Source organism: Anabaenopsis sp. NIES-4685 (assembly GCF_059725405.1).
On record NZ_AP043602.1, the window covers coordinates 124,404 to 145,990 of the forward strand.

At 40.9% G+C, this 21,587-nt stretch carries 20 protein-coding genes and 2 pseudogenes; 8 read left to right on the plus strand and 14 right to left on the minus strand.

Features of this window, described 5'->3' with window-relative positions:
- Nucleotides 1–36 precede the first annotated feature (36 nt).
- Nucleotides 37–3,048: a type ISP restriction/modification enzyme gene (locus AC6IZ0_RS00525; RefSeq protein ID WP_497724671.1), complete on the minus strand. Its 3,012-nt coding sequence runs from the start codon at nt 3,046–3,048 to the stop codon at nt 37–39.
- A gap of 556 nt (nt 3,049–3,604) precedes the next feature.
- Between AC6IZ0_RS00525 and AC6IZ0_RS00530 the strand changes: the two genes are divergently transcribed.
- The 6 genes and pseudogenes from AC6IZ0_RS00530 to AC6IZ0_RS00555 all read left to right on the plus strand — a co-directional run bounded on the left by AC6IZ0_RS00530 (nt 3,605) and on the right by AC6IZ0_RS00555 (nt 6,901).
- A complete protein-coding gene (locus AC6IZ0_RS00530) occupies nt 3,605–4,243 on the plus strand; it encodes a histidine phosphatase family protein (protein ID WP_200988015.1) in 639 nt (212 codons plus the stop codon).
- Between the two features lie 229 nt (nt 4,244–4,472).
- Nucleotides 4,473–4,697, plus strand: coding sequence for a DUF433 domain-containing protein (locus AC6IZ0_RS00535; RefSeq protein WP_497724672.1), 225 nt, complete (start codon nt 4,473–4,475; stop codon nt 4,695–4,697).
- Nucleotides 4,698–4,803: 106 nt separating this feature from the next.
- A complete protein-coding gene (locus AC6IZ0_RS00540) occupies nt 4,804–5,031 on the plus strand; it encodes a DUF5615 family PIN-like protein (RefSeq protein ID WP_497724674.1) in 228 nt (75 codons plus the stop codon).
- Between the two features lie 151 nt (nt 5,032–5,182).
- Entirely contained in the window at nt 5,183–5,521 is a 339-nt protein-coding gene (locus AC6IZ0_RS00545; RefSeq protein WP_200988014.1) for a hypothetical protein, read from the plus strand.
- 12 nt (nt 5,522–5,533) lie between these two features.
- Nucleotides 5,534–6,537 (plus strand): annotated as a pseudogene (locus AC6IZ0_RS00550) (LLM class flavin-dependent oxidoreductase).
- A complete protein-coding gene (locus AC6IZ0_RS00555; RefSeq protein ID WP_200988012.1) occupies nt 6,530–6,901 on the plus strand; it encodes a hypothetical protein in 372 nt (123 codons plus the stop codon). The pseudogene AC6IZ0_RS00550 and the gene AC6IZ0_RS00555 overlap by 8 nt, the downstream one beginning before the upstream one ends.
- Before the next feature lie 51 nt (nt 6,902–6,952).
- On the opposite strand, the gene hypB is transcribed toward AC6IZ0_RS00555, so the two are convergent.
- The 12 genes from hypB to AC6IZ0_RS00615 all read right to left on the minus strand — a co-directional run bounded on the left by hypB (nt 6,953) and on the right by AC6IZ0_RS00615 (nt 17,415).
- Nucleotides 6,953–7,795 (minus strand): hydrogenase nickel incorporation protein HypB, encoded by an 843-nt coding sequence (hypB, locus tag AC6IZ0_RS00560; protein WP_497724675.1) that lies wholly within the window; start codon nt 7,793–7,795, stop codon nt 6,953–6,955.
- The gene (gene hypA / locus AC6IZ0_RS00565; RefSeq protein WP_271760892.1) at nt 7,786–8,127 is read right to left on the minus strand and encodes a hydrogenase maturation nickel metallochaperone HypA; all 342 of its coding nucleotides are present in this window, start codon (nt 8,125–8,127) and stop codon (nt 7,786–7,788) included. Before hypA ends, hypB begins: the two co-directional genes overlap by 10 nt.
- Nucleotides 8,128–8,169: 42 nt before the next feature.
- A complete protein-coding gene (gene hypE / locus AC6IZ0_RS00570; protein ID WP_497724676.1) occupies nt 8,170–9,267 on the minus strand; it encodes a hydrogenase expression/formation protein HypE in 1,098 nt (365 codons plus the stop codon).
- Nucleotides 9,268–9,339: 72 nt separating this feature from the next.
- Nucleotides 9,340–9,555, minus strand: a complete 216-nt coding sequence (locus tag AC6IZ0_RS00575; RefSeq protein WP_497724677.1) for a tautomerase family protein — start codon at nt 9,553–9,555, stop codon at nt 9,340–9,342.
- Between the two features lie 94 nt (nt 9,556–9,649).
- Nucleotides 9,650–10,789 carry a hydrogenase formation protein HypD gene (hypD, locus tag AC6IZ0_RS00580; protein ID WP_497724678.1) on the minus strand — a complete coding sequence of 380 codons (1,140 nt, stop codon included), beginning with the start codon at nt 10,787–10,789 and terminating at the stop codon, nt 9,650–9,652.
- A 46-nt stretch (nt 10,790–10,835) separates the two neighbouring features.
- On the minus strand, nt 10,836–11,087 hold the full coding sequence (locus tag AC6IZ0_RS00585; protein WP_271731954.1) for a HypC/HybG/HupF family hydrogenase formation chaperone: 252 nt from the start codon (nt 11,085–11,087) through the stop codon (nt 10,836–10,838).
- A 74-nt stretch (nt 11,088–11,161) separates the two neighbouring features.
- Nucleotides 11,162–13,540 (minus strand): carbamoyltransferase HypF, encoded by a 2,379-nt coding sequence (hypF, locus tag AC6IZ0_RS00590; protein WP_497726119.1) that lies wholly within the window; start codon nt 13,538–13,540, stop codon nt 11,162–11,164.
- A 44-nt stretch (nt 13,541–13,584) separates the two neighbouring features.
- Nucleotides 13,585–14,760, minus strand: coding sequence for an NHL repeat-containing protein (locus tag AC6IZ0_RS00595; RefSeq protein WP_497724680.1), 1,176 nt, complete (start codon nt 14,758–14,760; stop codon nt 13,585–13,587).
- A 135-nt stretch (nt 14,761–14,895) separates the two neighbouring features.
- On the minus strand, nt 14,896–15,732 hold the full coding sequence (locus AC6IZ0_RS00600) for a NifU family protein (RefSeq protein ID WP_497724681.1): 837 nt from the start codon (nt 15,730–15,732) through the stop codon (nt 14,896–14,898).
- Between the two features lie 201 nt (nt 15,733–15,933).
- A complete protein-coding gene (locus tag AC6IZ0_RS00605) occupies nt 15,934–16,155 on the minus strand; it encodes a hypothetical protein (RefSeq protein WP_271731960.1) in 222 nt (73 codons plus the stop codon).
- An 8-nt stretch (nt 16,156–16,163) separates the two neighbouring features.
- Complete coding sequence (locus AC6IZ0_RS00610; protein ID WP_271731962.1) at nt 16,164–16,403, minus strand: asr0689 family protein; 240 nt, start codon at nt 16,401–16,403, stop codon at nt 16,164–16,166.
- 34 nt (nt 16,404–16,437) lie between these two features.
- Nucleotides 16,438–17,415 carry a tetratricopeptide repeat protein gene (locus tag AC6IZ0_RS00615; protein ID WP_271731964.1) on the minus strand — a complete coding sequence of 326 codons (978 nt, stop codon included), beginning with the start codon at nt 17,413–17,415 and terminating at the stop codon, nt 16,438–16,440.
- A gap of 625 nt (nt 17,416–18,040) precedes the next feature.
- On the opposite strand from AC6IZ0_RS00615, the gene AC6IZ0_RS00620 reads away from it, so the two are divergent.
- Nucleotides 18,041–19,003, plus strand: coding sequence for an NADH-quinone oxidoreductase subunit B family protein (locus AC6IZ0_RS00620; protein ID WP_280801502.1), 963 nt, complete (start codon nt 18,041–18,043; stop codon nt 19,001–19,003).
- Between the two features lie 48 nt (nt 19,004–19,051).
- A pseudogene (locus tag AC6IZ0_RS00625) lies at nt 19,052–20,646 on the plus strand (nickel-dependent hydrogenase large subunit).
- A 66-nt stretch (nt 20,647–20,712) separates the two neighbouring features.
- On the opposite strand, the gene AC6IZ0_RS00630 reads toward AC6IZ0_RS00625, so the two are convergent.
- Nucleotides 20,713–21,546: a Uma2 family endonuclease gene (locus tag AC6IZ0_RS00630; protein ID WP_497724683.1), complete on the minus strand. Its 834-nt coding sequence runs from the start codon at nt 21,544–21,546 to the stop codon at nt 20,713–20,715.
- Nucleotides 21,547–21,587: the final 41 nt, after the last annotated feature.

Consider the following 21,587-nt stretch of genomic DNA (forward strand, 5'->3'; position numbering starts at 1 on the left):
CTAGATTACCTGTGATGATGTGAGAAGTCGGGGATCTTAACCACCCGACATCTGATTAACAATATTCATGGTTTCCACACTCACCCTACAGACCCGCATTAATAAATCTATCACCTGTTCCTTGTAGTCTGCAAACCGGTAAGTATTGAATTTTTCCGCAATGGTGGGGTCTTTGGGTTTCTTCTGTTTATATTGATCTAAAATCCATTCTAAAGCGCAACGATTGCCTAGCATATATTCCCATGCTATGCTGGGTACACCTTGTAATGTGGTGACATCATCTAAGATAATAATTCCCTTGGTTTTATCAGCCTTTAACTTAACCCAGGGTGTGGTTTGGTTATTCTTTAAGGGAATATCAACCCGACTGAGTTTGTAGGGTGTGACGGTTTCATAGTTGATATGTAAATCCATGAGTTGTTTTCCCCAGTCCACCCATTGGGGAAAGTTGTCATATAAAGGTAACCGGGGAAAGTCCCGTTGTAGATTGATTTCGTATTTTTGGCGGTACTCTGGGTTATGTAGCACCCCATAGGTGTAGTGGAAGATATCTATTTTAGTAATTGTTGTGTCTTGGTAATGGGTGTGAATTTGTTCTAGTCCCCAGTCGGTGATGTTATCTGTGCGGTTTCCTTCTTTGTCGTATCTGTACAGGGGGATACATTGCGTACTTCCTCCACCTACTAACAAACTTCCTAAATCAATAATTGTGTCAGAACTTATAACTGCAAATTTTATTGCACCCACATTCAATGCAATAAATTTATTATCTGACGTTTGATTATATATTTTAAACCATTGATAAGTCATTCCATTAAAATGTTTATCAAAATATAAATACCGTTGATTGTATGGACGGTATAAACCTTTAACGACTTCTTGAGCATCAAAAGTTTTATTAATTTTCTCGTCTAAATATTTAGTTAATTCCCTATCCCATTTAATTTGATTTCTATCGGGATATTCAGGGTCTTTACGCGTTGCTTGATAAATACTGACTAAAAAATTTACTTTTTCTGATAACGCCTGTTCAGATAAATCATAAACCCACTCATCTCGTTGTGTTTTCAAACCTGAAGAAAACAACTTAAATACAGCTTCTTGTCCTTTACCTGCTTTCACACCCTTATCAAGCACAGGTAAAAGACTATCAAAATCATTATCAGTTTGATTTATCCAGTTACCGTTACTATCTGGTTTAAAATGAGTAAAGCCTAAATCTTTAAACTTCTGAGAACTAAAATATTTTTTCTTATCCTCTGCATTTGTATAATCTTCAATCGCATCATAATAAACCTTAAACCCTTGGGCGTGTTCATTCCTGATTAAAAAATAAACAGCTATCCCTACCCTAATTTCATCACTAAAAACATTACCGCCCTCTTTACGTCTTCTTTCTCCACTGGTGCGCGCATTACCTTTAGTGTCAATTACATAAATCTCATTAAATTCTTGCGCTACAACTTTTCTAAACCCGTCATAAGCAATAGAATCAATAAAAGAACTGTTAGAAACAAAAGCAATAATCCCATTATTACCCAACCTATCAGAAGCCCATCTAATAAACCGGGTATACATATCATAGAGGACAATATTATTTTGAGCCTGACTATGTTTAACGTAACTGCCCTTAATTAACCTATCTATGGCATCATAACCCCGATTAGCATTATCATCATTAAAATTCTCCTGTTTCGCATTATAAGGAGGATTGCCAATAATCACCGAAATAGTTCTATCATTCTGTCTTTTAATCCTCGCTGTATTCTCCACAGTCATGGCAAACAGATCCATCTGCTTACCCACAAACAGGGTATTATCTAAAGTATCCACAAAACAGATATTTTCAAACTCCTCATACACCCCCATTTTCTGCTTATAGGTGTACTCAATATTCAAATTGGCAATATAATAAGGTAAAATCGCCACCTCGTTACAGTGGATCTCATGCTTATACTTGTATTCCAAGGAATGAGCAGGTAAATAATCAATCAACTCAGTCACAAAGGTTCCCGTACCCGTCGCTGGGTCTAAAATCTCTACATCCCGATCAGCTAACAACTTACCAAAATGTTTATGTACTAAAAAGTCTGTGCTTTCAATCATAAACCGGACAATTTCGTTAGGAGTATAGACAATTCCTAACCTATCCGCTGCTTTGGGGTTATAAGCTTTATAAAAGTTCTCATACAAAGACTTGAGAAACCTTTGCTTTTCCTGATGATTAGCAATATTAGCCGCTGTGCGCCGAATTACGGCATAATACCTTTCAATACTCCCTAAAGCGTTACGTTTCACACTTCCAGTAAAGAAGGTAGCAATTACCCCTTGTAACTCCCGTGCGACATTGTTTTCTGTGTGAAACTGAGATTCGTTAAAAATATTGAGAAAAATATCCTCTGTGAGGATGTGCTGAATCATCATTTCGCGAATATCAATTAAACTGATTTCTGGGTTAATGGACTCCTGACAGATTGACCAAAACTTATTCCTTGCTGTTTGAAAATTACTGTTAGTTTCCCCTTGACTATCACTCAAATCTCTGAGATAATCTAAGATAGTGGGTAAATCTTGCCTAAAATTATCTATAGCTGACCGAAAATCTCTAACTTCCGGTCTGACATAATTAATAAAGTTGGTAATTAGTGCGTCTAAAGCTTCAGCATCTTTCATCGATACCCGCTGGGTTTCTGTGGCGTTTTGAATTAAAACCGCAGTTTGGGAATCTTCAAAGAGGATGTTACTACTAGGATAACCTTTATTTAACTTTTTGTCTATTTCTTCGTCTAAGTTATCATATTGGTCTTTACTTTCCCAGTACCCCCAATCTAAACGCAAGGCATCTTTAACGGTGCCATCGGGGTAAACTAGTTTACCATTAGGTAACTTAAAATCCAACTCTGGAATTAGTAAAAAGTCCTTGGGTTTGCAATATTCATTCAAAAGATTTTGAAAAGCCACGCGAATAGAAGTTTCTTTACGGGAACCGCCAAACTGGATAATTTTGGCTACTTGTGCTTGGTACTGACTAATCAAAAGTCTGGACATGGGAAACTAGGGGATATACAAGGGCAGAAATTTCAATATAAAGGATAGCTGACAGTGATTCACCAGACAGTTTATTAAAATTTATACAAGTGTAAATAACTTTAAGTTAGAATAACTGTCAGTTTGTCATCTACCCTAGGGTAGAGATAAACCCCCTTATTTACTCTCATTAAGTTTGACTAAAGTCGGATCAATCCCACTGAGTATTGAATATAAGATTTTAAATAAAGTTAACAATCATTGCCTAGAGTATTATATGTAACCCACTAGTCCACTTTTAGTGGACTTTCGCTATCAGACGGGGAATAATGGCTGTTGATGCTCATACCTCTTCCCAGTCAACAGCGACTTATCCTGGAAGCGGGTAAACCAATAAACATACAAAATATTTCCTCGGAAAATGCCGAAGACAGGAAAATGTGCAAACGAGACAAAAAGGAATACCGCCCCTAAAAAAACCTCTTAATTACTTTGTTCTGGTATTACATATTCAATAGCCAAGTGTGTGGTAGTTTATTTTTGCACAAGCTCCTTAATTTCCAAAGCCACGGCAGCTATGACACTTAATTTATACTTACTGCGACATGGAGAAACTACTTTTAGCCAAAGTGGTAATTTTTGTGGTCAAACTGATGCAGATTTGACTACAGCAGGAATGGAAATGGCGGAGAGTTTTGCTAATGTTTATCAAAAATTGGACTGGTCAGCGGTTTATGTTAGCCCCATGAAGCGCACAATAGCAACGGCCAAGCCGTTTTGTGATGCTGTGGGTGTCAATATGCAGTTGCGTGACGGATTGAGAGAAGGTAGTTATGGCGAATGGGAAACTAAAAGTAAATCCTTTGTGCAAGAGAATTACTCAGAAAACTATGTTAAATGGTTAACAGAACCCGCCTGGAATGCGCCCCTAGGTGGAGAAACGGCGGTAGAGATTGCTAACCGTTCTATGTCGGTAATTGCTGAAATTCAAGAAAAACATCCTCAAGGTAATGTTTTAGTAGTTTCCCATAAAGCTACAATTCGGATTATGCTTTGCAGTTTACTGGGAATTGATTTAGGACGCTATCGCTATCGGGTCAATATTTTAGTTGCATCGGTAAGTATGCTTAAATTTGATGTTAATGGTCCCTTGTTAGAAATATTAGGCGATCGCCATCACATACCCGATCATCTGCGCTCTCGTCCAGGAACTTGATCCTAGGGTCTGGGTCTAAGTTGACCTTGAAATCATACTCAATTACAAAGTGCGATCGCCGATCCTGTAGGGTGCGTTAATGAAATGTAACGCGCCATTTTTTTATTGATGCAGCCAGCAGAGTTGGCGGTGATATGATAGATAGGTTGGGTTAAGGAAACAATAGCTTTTTGCTGCTCTACGTAAGGATAGAGTCAATTTAGGTAATAACGGAGGTAACAAAACCTTAATGGAAAGTCCTATCCATATCCATCCAGATATTTGTAATGGAAGACCCATTATAACTGGAACCCGAATTTCTGTGCAAACAATTATGGAATTTTTGGGAGCAGGAGATTCTATTGAAGAAGTCCTTGAAGAATATCCTTCTCTGAATCGAGAAGATATTTATGCGTGTATCCAATTTGCAGCAAGATTGATGGCGAATCACTATGAAGTAAGAAAAATTGCATGAATGGTTTTTTCTTCGATGAAAATTTACCAGCTAAAATCCTGTTCACTCCATCTTTACCCATCGTTCATGTTTCGGTTTTAGGTACGAGTCCAAGTGATACAGAAATTTGGCAGCAAAGGAGAAAAAACTGGTTATTGTTACGAAAGATGCAGACTTTTCTGATCGACTGATGCTTGATTTTGCCCCACCTAAAGTAGTACATCTCCGTTTTGGCAATATGCGAAAACCCGAATTTCATCAGTTTTTAGCTCGTACTTGGCCACAGGTTGAAGCTTTGGTAATTGACCATAAATTGGTTAATGTCTATTTAGATATAATTGAAGCATTTAGATAATTTTTGCGGTTCTTCAGTGCGATCGCCGATCATGAAATTTGTACTTATTCCTTTGTAAAAATAGAAATAAATCCTATAATTTGTCAGGTTTAATTGACAATAATATGTTATATTAAATAGCGTGATGACCGCTACATAAATATCAGTTGATATGATTGCTGAACATATCCTGGCTAAAGAATTCACAAGAGTCGTAACTCAATATTACCCAACACTTGGGGAATTACTAGACGGGTGTCATGTGAAAGTTATCACCTGTTTTTGGGGACGACCAGCTAGACGTTTGCAATATATAGGAATTTATTGCTGTGAAGAAATACTCCCTCATGTGCAAGCGCAAAAACATATACTCAGAGAACTAGCACATAATATGGGGCTAGTGGAAGTAGTCTGTATGAACGCGAAGCGACTGCTACGCGATCCCATGTCCAAGCTCAAGCAGACCAATCCCCGGTTGTGGTTGGAATTGCAATGGGTGACAACTAAATAGCGATCGCCAAAAATGAAAACCGGAATTTTTTGCAATTACGAAAATCATCATCAAAATACTAGTCACAGCATCTGGGAACAGGTAGCGCTAGTAAAAGAGGCGGAAAGTTTAGGTTTTGATTCAGCTTGGGTAAGTGAACATCATTTTAATGAGTTCAATCTCAGCTCATCTATGTTGGTGTTGATGGGACACCTTGCGGGACTAACCTCAACTATTCAATTAGGTACAGCAGCAGTATTATTACCATTTCATAACCCGATCCGAGTAGCGGAGGATATTGCTACTCTAGATAATTTGTGTAATGGTAGATTATTATTTGGCGTAGCTAAAGGTGGGCCATTTCCCCAACATAACAAGCATTTTGCTACACCCATGGGGGAATCTCGCGCCAAAATGTTAGAGGCCATCGCCCTCATTCAACAGCTGTTGTATGATGCTGATGTTTCATTTAACGGACAGTATTATCAATGCGATCGCTTGACAATTACCCCCAAACCCTTGCAGCATAGAATCCCAGTTTACATAGCCACTGGTGATGATCAAGGTATACAATTTGCGGCTGAAAATTCCTTTGGTTTAATGGGGGGCCGCCATTCTCCTTAGAGAGATTAAAAAATACCGTCGCTAAATATCGATCTGTGAATCCTAGTGGCGCTGAGAAACTAGTATTAGCACGGTTCTTTTATGTTGGTAAAACAGACGATGAAGCAATCAGCGCCGCATTACCATTCATCCGTAAATTCAGCCAAAAAATGCAAGCCAACACGGCGCAAATCATCCAGAAAAGCTCAAATCCTCACCAGAAACCATTTGACCGCACAAATATTTGTTTTGATGAAGACTACTTAATTGAGAACTCAATTATTGGTGATGTGAGGACTTGTCGCGACAAAATCACCAGATTTCAGGACGAGTTAAATCTCAACACACTAGCGCTCAAACCCTCCTCCTTTGTTTTGCAAAACAACTTAGAGAGTTTGCAGCGTTACAACCAAGAGGTTCGGAATTATGTCTAAACTACACCAGCTTCCTCCTGATGATTTACCTCCCACCGAGGTCACAAAACAAGATGGAATGCTGCATCTAGAGTTAGAGCGGTCTACTGGTATATGCTTTTTTCAGGCCTGCGATCGCATTACTCAAGTACTCTTATCTAAATGTCAGTGGTATCTCACCAAGAATAGTACCACCCTGACACTAATCATTGACTGCCCTGATATAGTATCTTACTGGCATATAGTCAGTAATATTCCCCAGTTAGGAAACAGGCTAGAACGGTTTACCAGTGATGCCAAAATTCGCGTTTATCCTCCCTTTGGCAAAGGTACACCCTTTGAAATCAGGGTAAATGAGATTTCCGCTTATCGGGATTGGCTCTAATACCCAACCTGTCCCATCATATTCACCCTTCCCCGGCCGCGGGAAGGGAATTTAACTGAGTTCAACAGAAACTGGGAGAAAATCAGCAACAGTTGCTGATAACCACCCATACCAACCTTCTAAACCCATACCAGTAGTAGCAGAAACCTGGAAAACCTGAATTTTAGGGTTAACTTGTCGCGCATACTCAATACATTTTTCTACATCAAACTGTACATAAGGCAATAAATCAACCTTAGTGAGAATCATAATTTCACTAGCGCGGAACATATGGGGATATTTTATCGGCTTATCTTCTCCTTCAGTCACCGAGAGAATCACTACCTTAGCTTGTTCTCCCAAATCAAATAAAGCTGGACATACTAAATTTCCCACATTTTCAATCATCACCACAGAATTGAGAGGGGGGTTTAACTGCTGTAAACCCCTAGCAATCATAGCAGCTTCTAAATGACAACCAGTACCCGTGTTAATCTGCACAACCTTACAGCCTGTTTCCTGAATCTTTTGAGCATCATTAGCTGTTTCTTGGTCGCCTTCAATAACACTAATAGGTAACTGCTGTTTTAAATCTTGAATCGTCCGGGTGAGAAGAGTGGTTTTTCCAGCACCAGGAGAACTCATTAAATTTAAAGCTAAAATATTGCGTCCTTGAAACCATCCCCGATTCTGGGCTGCTAACAGATTATTTTTAGCTAATATATCTTGTTCTAAAGATATAGTTGTGCCATGAATTTGAGACTCTTCACCCTGATGATCATGGGAATGGGTAATTACAGTACCATCAGGTAAACTGTGAGTATGAGTGTGGTGATGATTATGTTCCACCTCACCTGTGGCTAAATTAGTGATTGTAATGTGAGCATTATCAGAGCAACCGCAGGTTACACACATAATTCCTCTATTTCTATTTCTTTAATTTTCAGTTCTTCACCGGTTATTAAATCTAATTCCACGCTACCACAGCCACATATACCAAATGGTTTATTTAAACTTATTTCCGCTTTGCAAGTACGACAGCGTGCTAAACCAGGGATTATGTTAATTTCTAATATGGCTCCTACTAATACTGTACCTTGAGTACAGATGTCAAAACAAAACTCTATAGCTTCCGGTAAAACCGCCGAAAGTGCGCCAATTTCTAAAACTACGCGGTTAACTTTTGCCCCTTGGGCCTGTTCGCTCACAATAGCGACAATATTTTGTGTAATTCCTAATTCGTGCATATTTTGCTCAGATTTTAAAACATAGATACACACAGATAAAAATTAACAAATTCTCGGTAATTGTTCCCCCACCAACATATCAACAATTCTTTGAGTCCCAAAAGTTGTTTGTAATAAGACAACTCCCGGAGGTGAAGCAATAACCTCACCAATTATACAAGCATCTTTCCCAGCGGGGTGGGACTTCATCGCTGATAATACAGTTTCTGCGTGATTACCCCCTACCACCACCACTAATTTACCTTCATTGGCTAAATATAAGGGGTCTAAACCTAAGATTTCACAAACTCCTTGTACCTCTTCCCGTATAGGAATAGATGGTTCATCGAGACGAATACCGACATCAGAACTCACAGAAAATTCATTTAAAACCGTCGCTAAACCGCCCCGTGTAGCATCCCGCATGGCGTGAACTTCAGGACAAACATTAAGGATAGTTTCTACTAAACTGTGTAATGGTTGACAGTCACTTTCTATATGAGTTTCTAATGCTAATTCCCCACGGGCGATTAAAATCGCCGTACCATGATTTCCCAATTCGCCATTAATAATTACTACATCTCCCACTTGAATATTATGGGCAGAAATGTTAATTCCTTCAGGAATTACCCCAATACCTGTAGTATTAATAAATAGTTTATCCGCCGCGCCACGATGCACAACTTTAGTATCACCGGTGACAATCTGCACACCAGCTTTTTGGGCGGCTAATTTCATACTCCCAACCACCCGGCGCAAGGTTTCTACAGGTAGACCTTCTTCTAGAATCACGCTACAAGTGAGGTATAAAGGTGTAGCACCACTAACAGCTAAATCGTTAATGGTACCATTAACTGCTAATTCCCCAATGTCACCACCGGGAAAAAATAAAGGATCTACCACATAGGAATCTGTAGTAAATGCCAGTCTATCACCTTGTGCTGTGAGATGAGTTAACTTTAAACTGGCTTGGTCTTCTAATTGCGCCAGGATTTGATTATCAAAACTACTAACAAAAATATCCTCTATTAAATCCCGCATGGCTTTACCCCCGCTACCGTGGGCGAGGGTAATATGAGTATCTGTAAGTTTACTTTTGCGGGGTTTTACGATTTTTTGTAATAGAGGATTTCGGGTTTGGTTGTTGGGGGAAATATTCATATTTAAATGATTTTTTTTTAAATAATTAAAATTTGGTAGATAGCTGAACCACTGAGTATAACCCAATTAATTTTAGATGCCTTTTTCTTGATGTCTCCCACTATGTTTATCAATATGTAATTGACCGCCTACAGCCCAATTTTCTCGCTCAAATTCATCAATATGTATGGTTATCCATTCTGGTTTAGCACCCAAGGTGTTAATCAGTGTTTCAGTTAGTGCTTTGACTAGCTGGCGCTTTTTTTCAATTGAGTGTCCTTTAGCAAGTTGAACGGTAATGAATGGCATATAATTGTCCTCTAAGTTTTGCTGGTTATTTACGTACTGTCAGTAGCTGTGGGGAGGAGGGAAGAGGGTATTTAATTGTTCATAAATCGGGTGGTTATGGGGTTAAGGCGATTTTTTCGGCTTTTTTATTCATGGCAGCAAGTCTGCCATATTTGTAATAGGCTGCACAGGCTCCTTCGGAGGAAACCATACAGGTTCCTATCGGTGTTTCTGGTGTGCAAGCTGTACCAAATACTTTACATTGCCAAGGTTTTAAGGTTCCTTTCAGGATTTCTCCACATTGACAGGCTTTGTGGTCCCTGACTTTTAAGTTAGGAATGGTAAATTTTAGTTCTGCGTCAAATTGGGCATATTCAGGACGGATTTTTAAGCCTGATTTAGGTATGTCCCCTAAACCCCGCCAGTCAAAGTTTTCTCTGACTGCAAAAACTTGGTTTATGGCTTGCAATGCTACTAGGTTTCCCGCTGGTTCTACTAATCTGTTATATTGATTTTCAACTTCGCAGCGATTTTCTACTAGTTGCTGTAGCAGCATCCAAATTGATTGGAGTATATCTAAGGGTTCAAAACCGGAAACTACTATAGGTTTATGATATTTTTGGGAAATAAATTCATAGGGTTCTGTCCCAATTACCATACTCACATGACCAGGGCCAATAAATCCATCTAGTTGTAAGTCGGGGTTGTCTAGTAGGGCTTCGAGGGCGGGAATTACCAGGACATGATTAGAAAACATACTAAAATTAGTGATGTTTTCCGCTGCTGCTTGTAAAATGGTGAGGGCGGTACTAGGGGCGGTGGTTTCAAAGCCTAGGGCAAAAAAGACTATCTCTTTATCTGGGTTGTCTCTGGCGATTTGTAGACTATCTAATGGCGAGTATACCATGCGAATATCTGCGCCCCTAGCTTTGGCTTGCAAGAGGCTAGTATGGGAACCAGGAACCCGCATAGTGTCCCCAAATGTGGCGAGGATAACCTTATCATGTTGGGAGATGGCGATCGCATCATCTAATCTTCCCTTTGGCATCACACACACGGGACAACCGGGGCCATGTATCAGTTCTAGGTTATGGGGAAGGATATCTTCAATACCATATTTAAATATAGAATGGGTATGTCCCCCGCATACCTCCATGATTTTAATAGGTTTTTCTAGCTGCTGACCAAGTTTAGTGATTTGCTTGGTTAAAGCTGCGGCTTTTTCAGGTTCTCGAAATTCATCAACGTATTTCATAAAAGTATTTTTGCTGATAGCGTAGCGTGGCGTAACCCGTAGACCTTTAATTACTCACTGCTTGAGCTAGTTCTGCTAGTAGTTGTAATGTTTCCTTTGCTTCTTCCTCATTAATCCGATTCATAGCAAAACCAACATGAACTAGTACCCAATCACCAATACATTTTTCTGGGGGATGTTCTTCATTAACAATACAAGCAATATTGACTTGACGTTTAACTCCACCGATATTAACTATCGCTAATTTATGGTTAATATCGCTGATTTCGATAATTTGACCGGGAATTCCTAAACACATTGTTTTTTTCTGTAAGAATAACCATAGGGTAGCCGTACAACCTTACTTTGGGGGAAATTAAGCTCAACAGCATTTTAAGGAAGATTCATTAATTGTGCTGCTGTAATCACCCCCTGTCCCAATGATATATTGCCATCATTGGCAGGAAATAAATTATGGGTCAGTACATGGATACCTAAGTTTTCTAAACCTGCCTTTACCTGTGCTAATAAGATACAGTTTTGAAATACACCCCCTGTTAAAGCCACCTGATTAATTACATTTTCGTGACACAGATGTTTAACTAAATTGACAATAGTTTGAGATAAACTTGTATGAAACTTTCTAGCTATATCTGATGGCTTAACTTGTTTTTGTAAGTCCCGAAGTAAGTCTGGCCACATTGGTTTGGAGTCTATATAGTAAATACTATCGGAAAAATTCACCTCAAAAGGATAAATTAGAGTTTCTTCATAATTATTTAAACTCAGAGGATTAACTAAAGCCTCCATGGCGATCGCCGCTTGTCCTTCATAGCTGCATTTTTCGGGATAAATACCCATAGCAGCTGCTACCGCATCGAATAACCTCCCAACGGAGGAAGCGAGGGGGGAATTAATTCCCTGTGTTACAGCTTGATTAATCAGCTTTAAGGGCTTTTGCTGTAAAAATTTGATAATTTCCAAGTCAGAATATTCTTGTTGACAAGTCTCCCAAATATCGGCGCTGAGTAAATGGGCGTAGGTGTTACGCCAAGGTTGATAAATAGCCTGTTCACCCCCAATCATAGCTACAGGCTTAAAAGTTGCTAATCGCTGAAATCGGCGATAGTCTGCTAACAGAAATTCACCCCCCCAAAATGTAGCATCTTCGCCATAACCTAAACCATCTAAAGCAATACCTAAAACTGGGGGTGCATTTAAAGGAATACCATTTTCTGCCATACAAGCAGCAATATGGGCGTGATGATGTTGGATGTGATGCAGTTTAACTTTATTCACAGGTGCGACTTCCTTACCCAGTTTTGTCGCCAGATATTCAGGATGTTTGTCAACAGCGATCGCCTGGGGTTGATGTTCAAATAAATTTAAATAGAGATTGAGGGTATCATGATAGCTATAAAAAGCCCCTGCATTTCCTAAATCTCCCAAATGCTGGGAAACAATCGCCTCATTTTCCCGCAACAGACAAAAAGTATTTTTTAACTGACTACCCATTGCTAAAATCGGCGGTACCTGCTCAAATCCTGGGGGTAACTTCATCGGTGCTGGTGCGTATCCCCTAGCTCTGCGAATGATTTTTACTTGATCATCAACCACCCGCGCCACAGAATCATCAACTCGGTTGACAATTTCGCGATTGTGTAAGAGAAAATAATCAGCTATTTTACCTAACTTTTCCCTAGCTTCGCCATTATCAATACATTGTGGTTCATCAGCAATATTCCCACTAGTTAACACAATAGGGCGATTCAACCGCCGGAGAATTAAATGATGTAAAGGCGTATAAGGTAACATAAAACCCAGGGTATTTTGTCCTGGTGCAACTGCAGGCGCAATGGGAAACTGAGCAATTATCTGCTCATCTTCATTTTCCCATGGTTTCTGATGTAACAACACAATCGGCGCAGCGGGACTCTGTAATAATTCCCTTTCCCTGGGGTTGACTATACAATATTGTTCAATAATAGAAATATCCCGCGCCATTAAAGCCAAAGGCTTATAATCACGGTGTTTACGTTGACGGAGTTTTTGCACAACCCCCTCTTGAGTTGCATCACAAGCTAGGTGAATACCACCCAACCCCTTAATAGCCACAATCTCCCCTTTTTGCAGCAAAGTACAAACAGCATCCACATCATCAAGCATAGAAAACATGGAAGCCGTCACAGGTTGACTATCAGCGCGTTCTAACCAAGCTGTGGGTCCGCAAGTATGACAAGCTACAGGTTGGGCATGAAAACGGCGATTTTCCACATCATTATACTCCTGCTCACATTCCGCACACATAGGAAATGCAGACATACTGGTATTGCATCTATCGTAAGGAATCCCACGAATAATACTGAACCGGGGGCCGCAGTGAGTGCAATTAGTAAAAGGGTAACGAAAAAACCGACTAAAGGGGTCAAAAATTTCTTGTTGACATTGGGGACAAGTCGCCGCATCAGGAGCAATTTCAGTTTTAATAGAACTGCTGACACTGTGAGCAATCACAAAATCAGGAAAACTCCACTTACCCTGATAAGGTGTGCGAATCAACTCCTGAATTTTTGCTAAGGGGGGACATTCAATATATAGTCGTTCTACAAACTCAGCGATCGCCTCCTCACTTCCAGACACCCGAATCAAAACCCCCTCACCATCATTACAAACTTCACCACGCAACCCCCCAGCTTTAGCTAGACGATAAACAGTAGGGCGAAATCCGACACCCTGAACAGTACCACGAACTCTAATTTCTTGGGTTACCACATCTTCCATGGTTCTTTTTTTGCGCCTGAGAATTTAAAAAACTGTTACTGTAACCGCCACAACAAAACCCGATTATTTCCAGAGTCAGCAATCACCGCAGTATTACCGCAAACCTTCACCCCATAACACCAATTTAAACTATCTCGCCTGGGTAACCCAAAATTACGATTTTCACCTTTACTCTGAAAATTTGCTTGTCCGGCGATCGCATCAGCCACCGCCCCCTGCAATAATAATAAAGATTCCCGTCTTTTCCATCCTAACAACCGGGAATTAGCAGTATCAGCAACCAGCAACCAATCATTACCAACACCTACACCATAAGGCATACTCATACTACCAGCACTAGGAAAATAAACACCTTGATTCATTTCCACAACATCAAAGCTTTGTTGTCCTAGAACCACCGCACAAGGCGCATTATTTTCTGTAGGTATTCCCTCCCAAATCATTACCCGATGATTCCCCGCATCAGCCACCACTAAATTATGATTCCAAATTGTCATATCATGACACCAGCGCATACTCGCAGCAGTAGGAGCACCCCCCCCATTTTCATGGCGCGATATCAGATTTGGTTGTCCCAAAACTAAATCAGCTGGTTGACCATTTTCTGTAGGTAATTCATGCCAAATTAATAACCGCCGATTTCCCGTATCAGCCACAAATAACTTACCTTGATGATAGAAAACACCATAGGGCCAGTGCATAGTATCAGCTGCTGCTAGAGTACCTCTATTGGGTTCACAATGGCTAAAATCAGCTTGACCTAACACTAAATCTGCTGGTACATGACTATCTTCTGGGACATTTTGCCAAATCAATACCCGATGATTCCAAGCATCAGCAACCGCTAACCCATGACCACAAGCACAAATTCCCGTAGGAACACTAAAAGTATTTCTTCCTGGTGAAGCTTTAGCATTTGGTCCCTCATGCTGAAAATCCGGTTGTCCAATTACCCAGTCAGCTGGTTGACTATCTCTAGTGGGCAAATTTCGCCATCCCAATAAGCGGTGATGTCCTGTATCGGATACCCATAATGGACCGGTTGCAGATAATAAACAAGCACCACGAGGGCCAAACATAGATACCGCACTAGGTACTATAGGCACTGCTAATATTTCTGGTGTAATTATATCACCTAAAATCACCTCAGCACCATGAGGGGATAACAGTAATAACTGGGACGCAGGATTAATATTGATGGGTATGTCCATTAACCACAGATCAAGATTGATAAATACAGGGTATTTTTTTTGAGGGAACAGGGAATAGGGAATAGGGAATAGGGAATAGGGAATAGGGAATAGGGAATTGGTGTGTACTTCATGAGAATGTAAAAACTGCTGATATTAAAGAGAATATTTAGGCAATTTTACAAACACTTTATCGGTTTTAATGTGTACTGGATAAGACTGTAATGGAATATCCGCAACAGTTAAACATTCACCAGTTTTTAAGTTATACTGAAATCCATGAGATGCACAAGTGAGAATGTGATTATCTAACTTACCTCTATCTAAAGGAGTTGCTAGGTGTGGGCAAGCATTCAGGTAACAGTTAACATTTTCACCATGACGATATAAAATCAGGGAATTCTTGCCTATTTTACCTGTCAATATTCCAGATGGGGGAATTTGATCCACTGTTGTCACTTTCACCCAAGTCGCTGTATCCTCCGGATAAAATGCACTATTGACAGCGGTAGCACTATGATTAACAGCAACAACTTTAGTAATTTCGGGACAATGATTTTTTATCGCCTGTTCCACACTTTGAGTTAAGGTTAAATTGGAAGTGGGACAGCTGCTACAAGTACCAATTAATTTAACTTCTACTGTATCAGGTGCTTTCAGTGCTGAAAATTCTACATCCCCGTTATGGCTTTTTAAGCCTGGTCTAACTTCTGCAAGAGCTGCTTGAATTCTGTCTATTAAAGGTGCTTGTGGCGGTTTAATTAGTTCGTGGTACAGCAGAACTGAATATACTATGTCATCATCTACTGCCTGCCGCAAGGCCGATATTGATTCTTTTTTGACGGTTTTAATTAAACTGGTCAGTGCTGCTTTATGTAAATCTTCAATCGCTCTTTTTAGTCCTACAGCTACACACCTTTGGCTTTCATCCCATTGGGATATAATCGCTTCAAATCGGTTAATCTCTGTAACTAATTCTTCCAGCTTGGTCATGAGATATTGGTCGATAGTTGGTAGTATTTGGCTGAATTGGTGATAGAATTATTCGCCAAGTTATCAATATTATAGGCTCGGTATTTTCCCGCCCTCTCATTTAAATAAAATTTGCTGCAATTAACTACTAAGCGCAGGGTATACAGATGAATACATATAAATCCTGATTCATCTGTATTTGATTAATTGCAGATGGTAGATTTATTTCATTTTGAAATCTTTCAATAAATATGGCATCATGGCACCTGTAATTAAACTAGATACTGTCACTGCTAGGTAAAAAGGGAGTGCAGTTTGAGATAATATCAATATGAGAGAACTAATACCTGAAGCCATGAGAATTTTTTGGAAAAAATCCCATGGGTCACGCAGAAGTTTACCTTTGAAAAATAATTTGGCAGATAGCCATCCCAGTTCTAACATTATGCCTCCTAATAACTGCTGAATAGGTTGAGTAGAGCAAAACTTAATAATATGGCGGGAATCACACCAGCAGGGGCAAATAATGCCCCTAAAGTGGCTGAAAATTGATAGCCAATATCTTTTCCAGCTAATATCATGGCACTAATAGCACCACTAAACATTGATAATGCTGTAGCTATCAATATCCAGGTAATTTCTGTGGTTAGGTTTAAGTTACCATCTGCTAAGTTGGTGAGTATTTCTGTCATGGTGATTCGGTGATAGGTGTAAGTAAATTCCCAACTAATCCATAGTTACGCGCATTTGTACTTCTATATCTTGTATAGCTTGGGTAACAATTTCTGCTTGTTCTTGCTGTTCGTGTTTGGTGAAAATTGCCCAAGCTTCTTGATAGTAATTATATGCTTGGAGGAGGTTTTGAGGATTCCCCAATTCTGGCTTTTCTACATCGTCGGGTAAGTTGAATAAGGCGTTGGCTTTATTCGATATGGTGTTGGCGTATTCTAGGGGGGTGTCTCTGGGGTTACGGACTTTGAGGGCTTCGTCATAAGCTGCGATCGCCCGTAAGTTATTATCTAAAGGATGGGAACTGACTAAATATTGCAAAGCATTACCCAAATTGTTTTGCAACATGGCATATTCACGAGGATGGTCAATTAAGTTAATGTGCTTTAATGCTACTTCAAAGGATTGTACTGCTAACCCTTGGCGTAGGTATTCTTGTTGTGAAGCCATGGGCATAGACAAGTAGGCGATCGCAATATTATTGTATAAAATTGCGTATTCCTGTGGGTAATCCTCCCAAGTAAACACCTGTAAAGCCTGATGATAAGCTTGGATACTGTCCGTCATCCGTGCCAGATTGAATGGTACTAAGGACTGCAAAACCAGCCCCAGATTCATCTGTGCCTCTGCCACTTCTTCCGGTAATGCTAATTGCTGTAAAATTGGCAAAGCCTGCTGATAATTTGCTTTGGCTTCTAGCAGCAGTTGAGAACCGCCATCAGGTATACTTTGTAACGTCCCTGCCATCCCCACCAAAGCCCTGGCTTGCAATAGGGGGTATTCCTCACCACACATCTGATAGGCTCGGTAATATAGACCCATTGCATTGCGTAAATCTTGGGCGGTTTTGGGCTGCTTATGAAAGCCTTGAGCCATTTCAATCAGCATCTGGATTTTTTCTGCTACTGTGGCCGACTCCGAGCCAATAGCTGCGATCGCTGCTTTTACTGCTGAATCTGTAATAGTGGGGTTCATAACTGCCGTGATTTGGTCAAAGCCCATTAGTGGGTAAATTTATCAACTCGGCGGATGTACACAGGTTTAAAATCCCATAAATCAACACTTGGCAATTAAGCCCAAAATCAAATCCAAGTAGGTAAGAATGAAATCGGCGCTATAGCATTTCCCATGCTCGTGAGGTACAAAGTTTTTTAGTTTTAGGGAGCAGGTAACGAATTAGTGTGTACTTCATTAGACACATCAAAAAGCTATAGATTAGATTAATCTATCTGGAAAATTTAGAAAATCAATTCTTTTACCATAAGGCATCTGTTGAGCAAAATCAACCGGTAAATTGCCAATATTGATATCACCTTTAAACACCTGAAATATTTAATTTACAAACCCTTTGATCTGATTTAAGCAGAAAATGACGGGCACCGATGCCCAACCCACAAGATTTATGATATTTATTTACTTAAAAACTGCTGTAAAAGGTATTTGTACGTTGGTAACTTCAAGAGTATATTATCTTTTGATGAAGAAAAAATAATCAATTCAAAAATTAAATTATAATAATGAATATTGATTAACAGGTGATACTCTACAAGTCTCATCACCTCCATCAGTGCATAACCAACAATACAAAAATGTGTAGCTAATGACTAACGTACTATGGCTGCAAGGTGGTGCGTGCTCAGGTAACACCATGTCATTTCTCAACGCCGAAGAACCGACAGTGTGCGATTTAATTGCCGACTTTGGCATTAAGGTACTTTGGCATCCCTCCTTGGGACTGGAACTAGGTAACGACTTACAAACCCTCCTCTGGGACTGCTTCCTAGGCAAAATTCCCCTAGATATCCTAGTGTTTGAAGGCAGCGTTGTAAATGCTCCCAATGGTACAGGGGAATGGAACCGTTTCGCCGATCGCCCCATGAAAGACTGGTTAACCGACCTATCCCAAGCGGCTAAATACATTGTAGCAGTCGGAGACTGCGCCACATGGGGGGGAATCCCAGCCATGTCACCCAACCCCAGCGAATCAACAGGGTTGCAATTTCTCAAGCGTCAACCGGGGGGCTTTTTAGGTCAGGATTTTGTTTCTAAAGCCGGACTACCCGTAATTAATATTCCCGGATGTCCCGCCCATCCCGATTGGATTACGCAGATATTAGTGGCGATCGCCACCGGACGCATAACCGACATCGCCCTAGATGAATTGCATCGTCCCCAAACCTTCTTCAACACATACACCCAAACAGGCTGTACCCGTAACGTTCACTTTGCTTACAAAGCATCCACAGGGGAATTTGGTCAACGTAAAGGTTGCCTATTTTATGATTTAGGTTGTCGTGGTCCGATGACCCACTCATCCTGTAACCGCATTTTGTGGAACCGTGTTTCCTCCAAAACTCGCGCCGGTATGCCTTGTTTAGGTTGTACAGAACCAGAATTCCCCTTCTTTGACCTCCAACCAGGAACCGTATTTAAAACCCAAACAATCATGGGAGTACCTAAAGAACTACCCCCCGGAGTCAAACCCAAAGACTACGCCGTGTTGACCATGGCCGCTAAAGATGCAGCCCCAGCTTGGGCAGAAGAAGACTTTTTCACAGTTTAGAGAATGGGACTAGAGACCCCATTCCTGAATTAACTACAGGAGAGGAGAATGGCAATTAAAACATTAGATATTTCCCCCGTTGGTAGAGTTGAGGGGGATTTAGATGTGCGCGTTGATATTGAAAATGGGCGGGTAGTCAACGCCTGGACACACGCCGAACTGTTTCGCGGCTTTGAAATTATCTTACGCGGCAAAGACCCCCAAGCCGGATTAATTGTCACACCCCGGATCTGCGGTATCTGCGGTGGTTCCCATCTCACCAGTGCATCTTGGGCATTAGATACACTTTGGGGTACAGAAGTACCCCGCAATGCCATATTGGCCAGAAATTTGGGTCAAATTGTGGAAACAATGCAAAGTATACCTAGGTATTTTTATGGATTGTTTGCCATTGACCTCACCAATAAAAATTACCGTCGTAGTCGCTTTTATGAAGAAGCTTGTCGCCGCTTTGCAGCTTTCACTGGTAAATCTTACGAAATTGGTGTGACAATTTCCGGCAAACCTGTAGAAATCTATGCTTTATTCGGCGGTCAATGGCCGCATTCTAGTTACATGGTTCCTGGTGGTGTGATGTGCGCCCCCACCCTCACCGATATTACCCGCGCTTGGGCCATCCTGGAATACTTCCGCACCAATTGGTTAGAACCTGTATGGTTGGGTTGTTCCCTAGAACGTTATGAACAAATCCGCACCTATGATGATTTTATGGCCTGGCTAGATGAAGACCTGAATCATCGTGAGTCTGACTTGGGTTTTTATTGGCGCATGGGTTTAGATATCGGTCTTGATAGATATGGCGCTGGTGTTGGTAAATATGTCACTTGGGGATATTTAGCCCATGAGGACAAATACCAAAAGCCCACCATTGCTGGGCGCAATGCTGCCATGATTATGAAAAGTGGTGTATATGACAGCTTCAGCGATACTCACACTTTAATGGAGCAGTCCCAAATCCGGGAAAATACCACTCATTCCTGGTATGATGAAGGTATCGCAGATATTCACCCAACCAACCGCACTACTAAACCCACTGTTAATAACAGTAAAGACTTTGACAATGCTTACTCTTGGTCTAGTGCTGTACGTCACCAAGATTTCGGACGCTTAGAAGCTGGACGACTAGCCCGGCAGTTAGTAGCTGGTGGTAATCACGGCGAATCCTGGCAACACCATGACGGATTTATCCTAGATGTATTTAAGCACATGGGTGGTGCTAGTGTTCACTTACGCCAGTTAGGACGATTGCACGAGATTGTCAAATTATATCGCCAAGCTGAACACTGCTTACGGGAGTTTAAATTAAATGACCCTTGGTATATTAAACCTACAGAAAAAGATGGCCAGGGTTGGGGCGCAACGGAAGCAGCGCGGGGAGCTTTGTCTCACTGGGTGGAGGTAGAAAAGGGTAAAATTAAAAATTACCAAGTAATTGCTCCTGGTACTTGGAATATTGGCCCCGTGACGGAGAAGGTAACCGCGGTCCGATTGAAGAAGCTTTAATCGGGACACCCATAGAAGATTCTACCGACCCGGTGGAGGTTGGTCACGTGGCGCGATCGTTTGATTCCTGTTTAGTGTGTACTGTTCACGCTCACGATGCGAAAACTGGCGCAGAGTTGGCACGTTTTCGTACTGCTTAGGTGTAGTTTGATGTCTTGGTAGCAGCAAGTTGTTAATTGTTGCTATCCATGATTATTTGACCCACCCTACAAAATATCAGGATCAATTCCCCGGGATTGTAAATAGGCTCTGAGTTTTTCCTTTTCTTGGCGCTCTTGTTCGGCGCGTTGGCGCTCTTGTTCGGCGCGTTGGCTTTCTTGTTCGGCGCGTTGGCGCTCTTGTTCGGCACGTTGGCGCTCTTGTTCGGCGCGTTGGCTTTCTTGTAAAATCTTCTCCACCGCCCAGGGTAACAAGTTACCTTGATTATCCCACCATCTCAACCAATAACCACTGCGCCCTTCCTTGTCCCCCCGCCATGTTCCCAAAAATAGCCCCATACTCTCTACCCAGTGGCGGCCATTTTCATCCGCTGACTTTAACTCATACCGCCCATTTTCTAACTGATAATATTCTAATAGTCCTCCCTCTGGCTCAAAAATTACATACACTGGTACTTGTAAAATTTGTTCATAAAAAAACCATTTACCGGGTGGGTATGTACGTTTGACTGAATATTCCCCTCCCTCTTTATCTGAAAGAAACTCCATGACTATGGCGGGAATATCTCCCTCTAAGTGGGGTGTATAGCTTTTCCTATCTGGTAATATTTCCTTAACTCCCGGTACATATAACCAATCCGGGGCTTTAGCAATAAACTGGCCATCAAGGGTAGCACATAGCCCAAAGTTAGCGGCGATTAACATTTGTGGTTGGATAAAACCAGCAATTTCTAAACTTTCTCTTAATGCACCTGCTAATAGTGGTTGTCCTGTATTATCCACCGGTTCATCCTCTAGGTCTAAGTCCTGCGGTAATGGTTCCCAAGTGATGACTATCCCTGGGGGTGATTTGGTTTGACTAACTAGGGAGGATGTTACCATAAACACTACCTGTTATTTATGACGATTATAATCTAATTTCT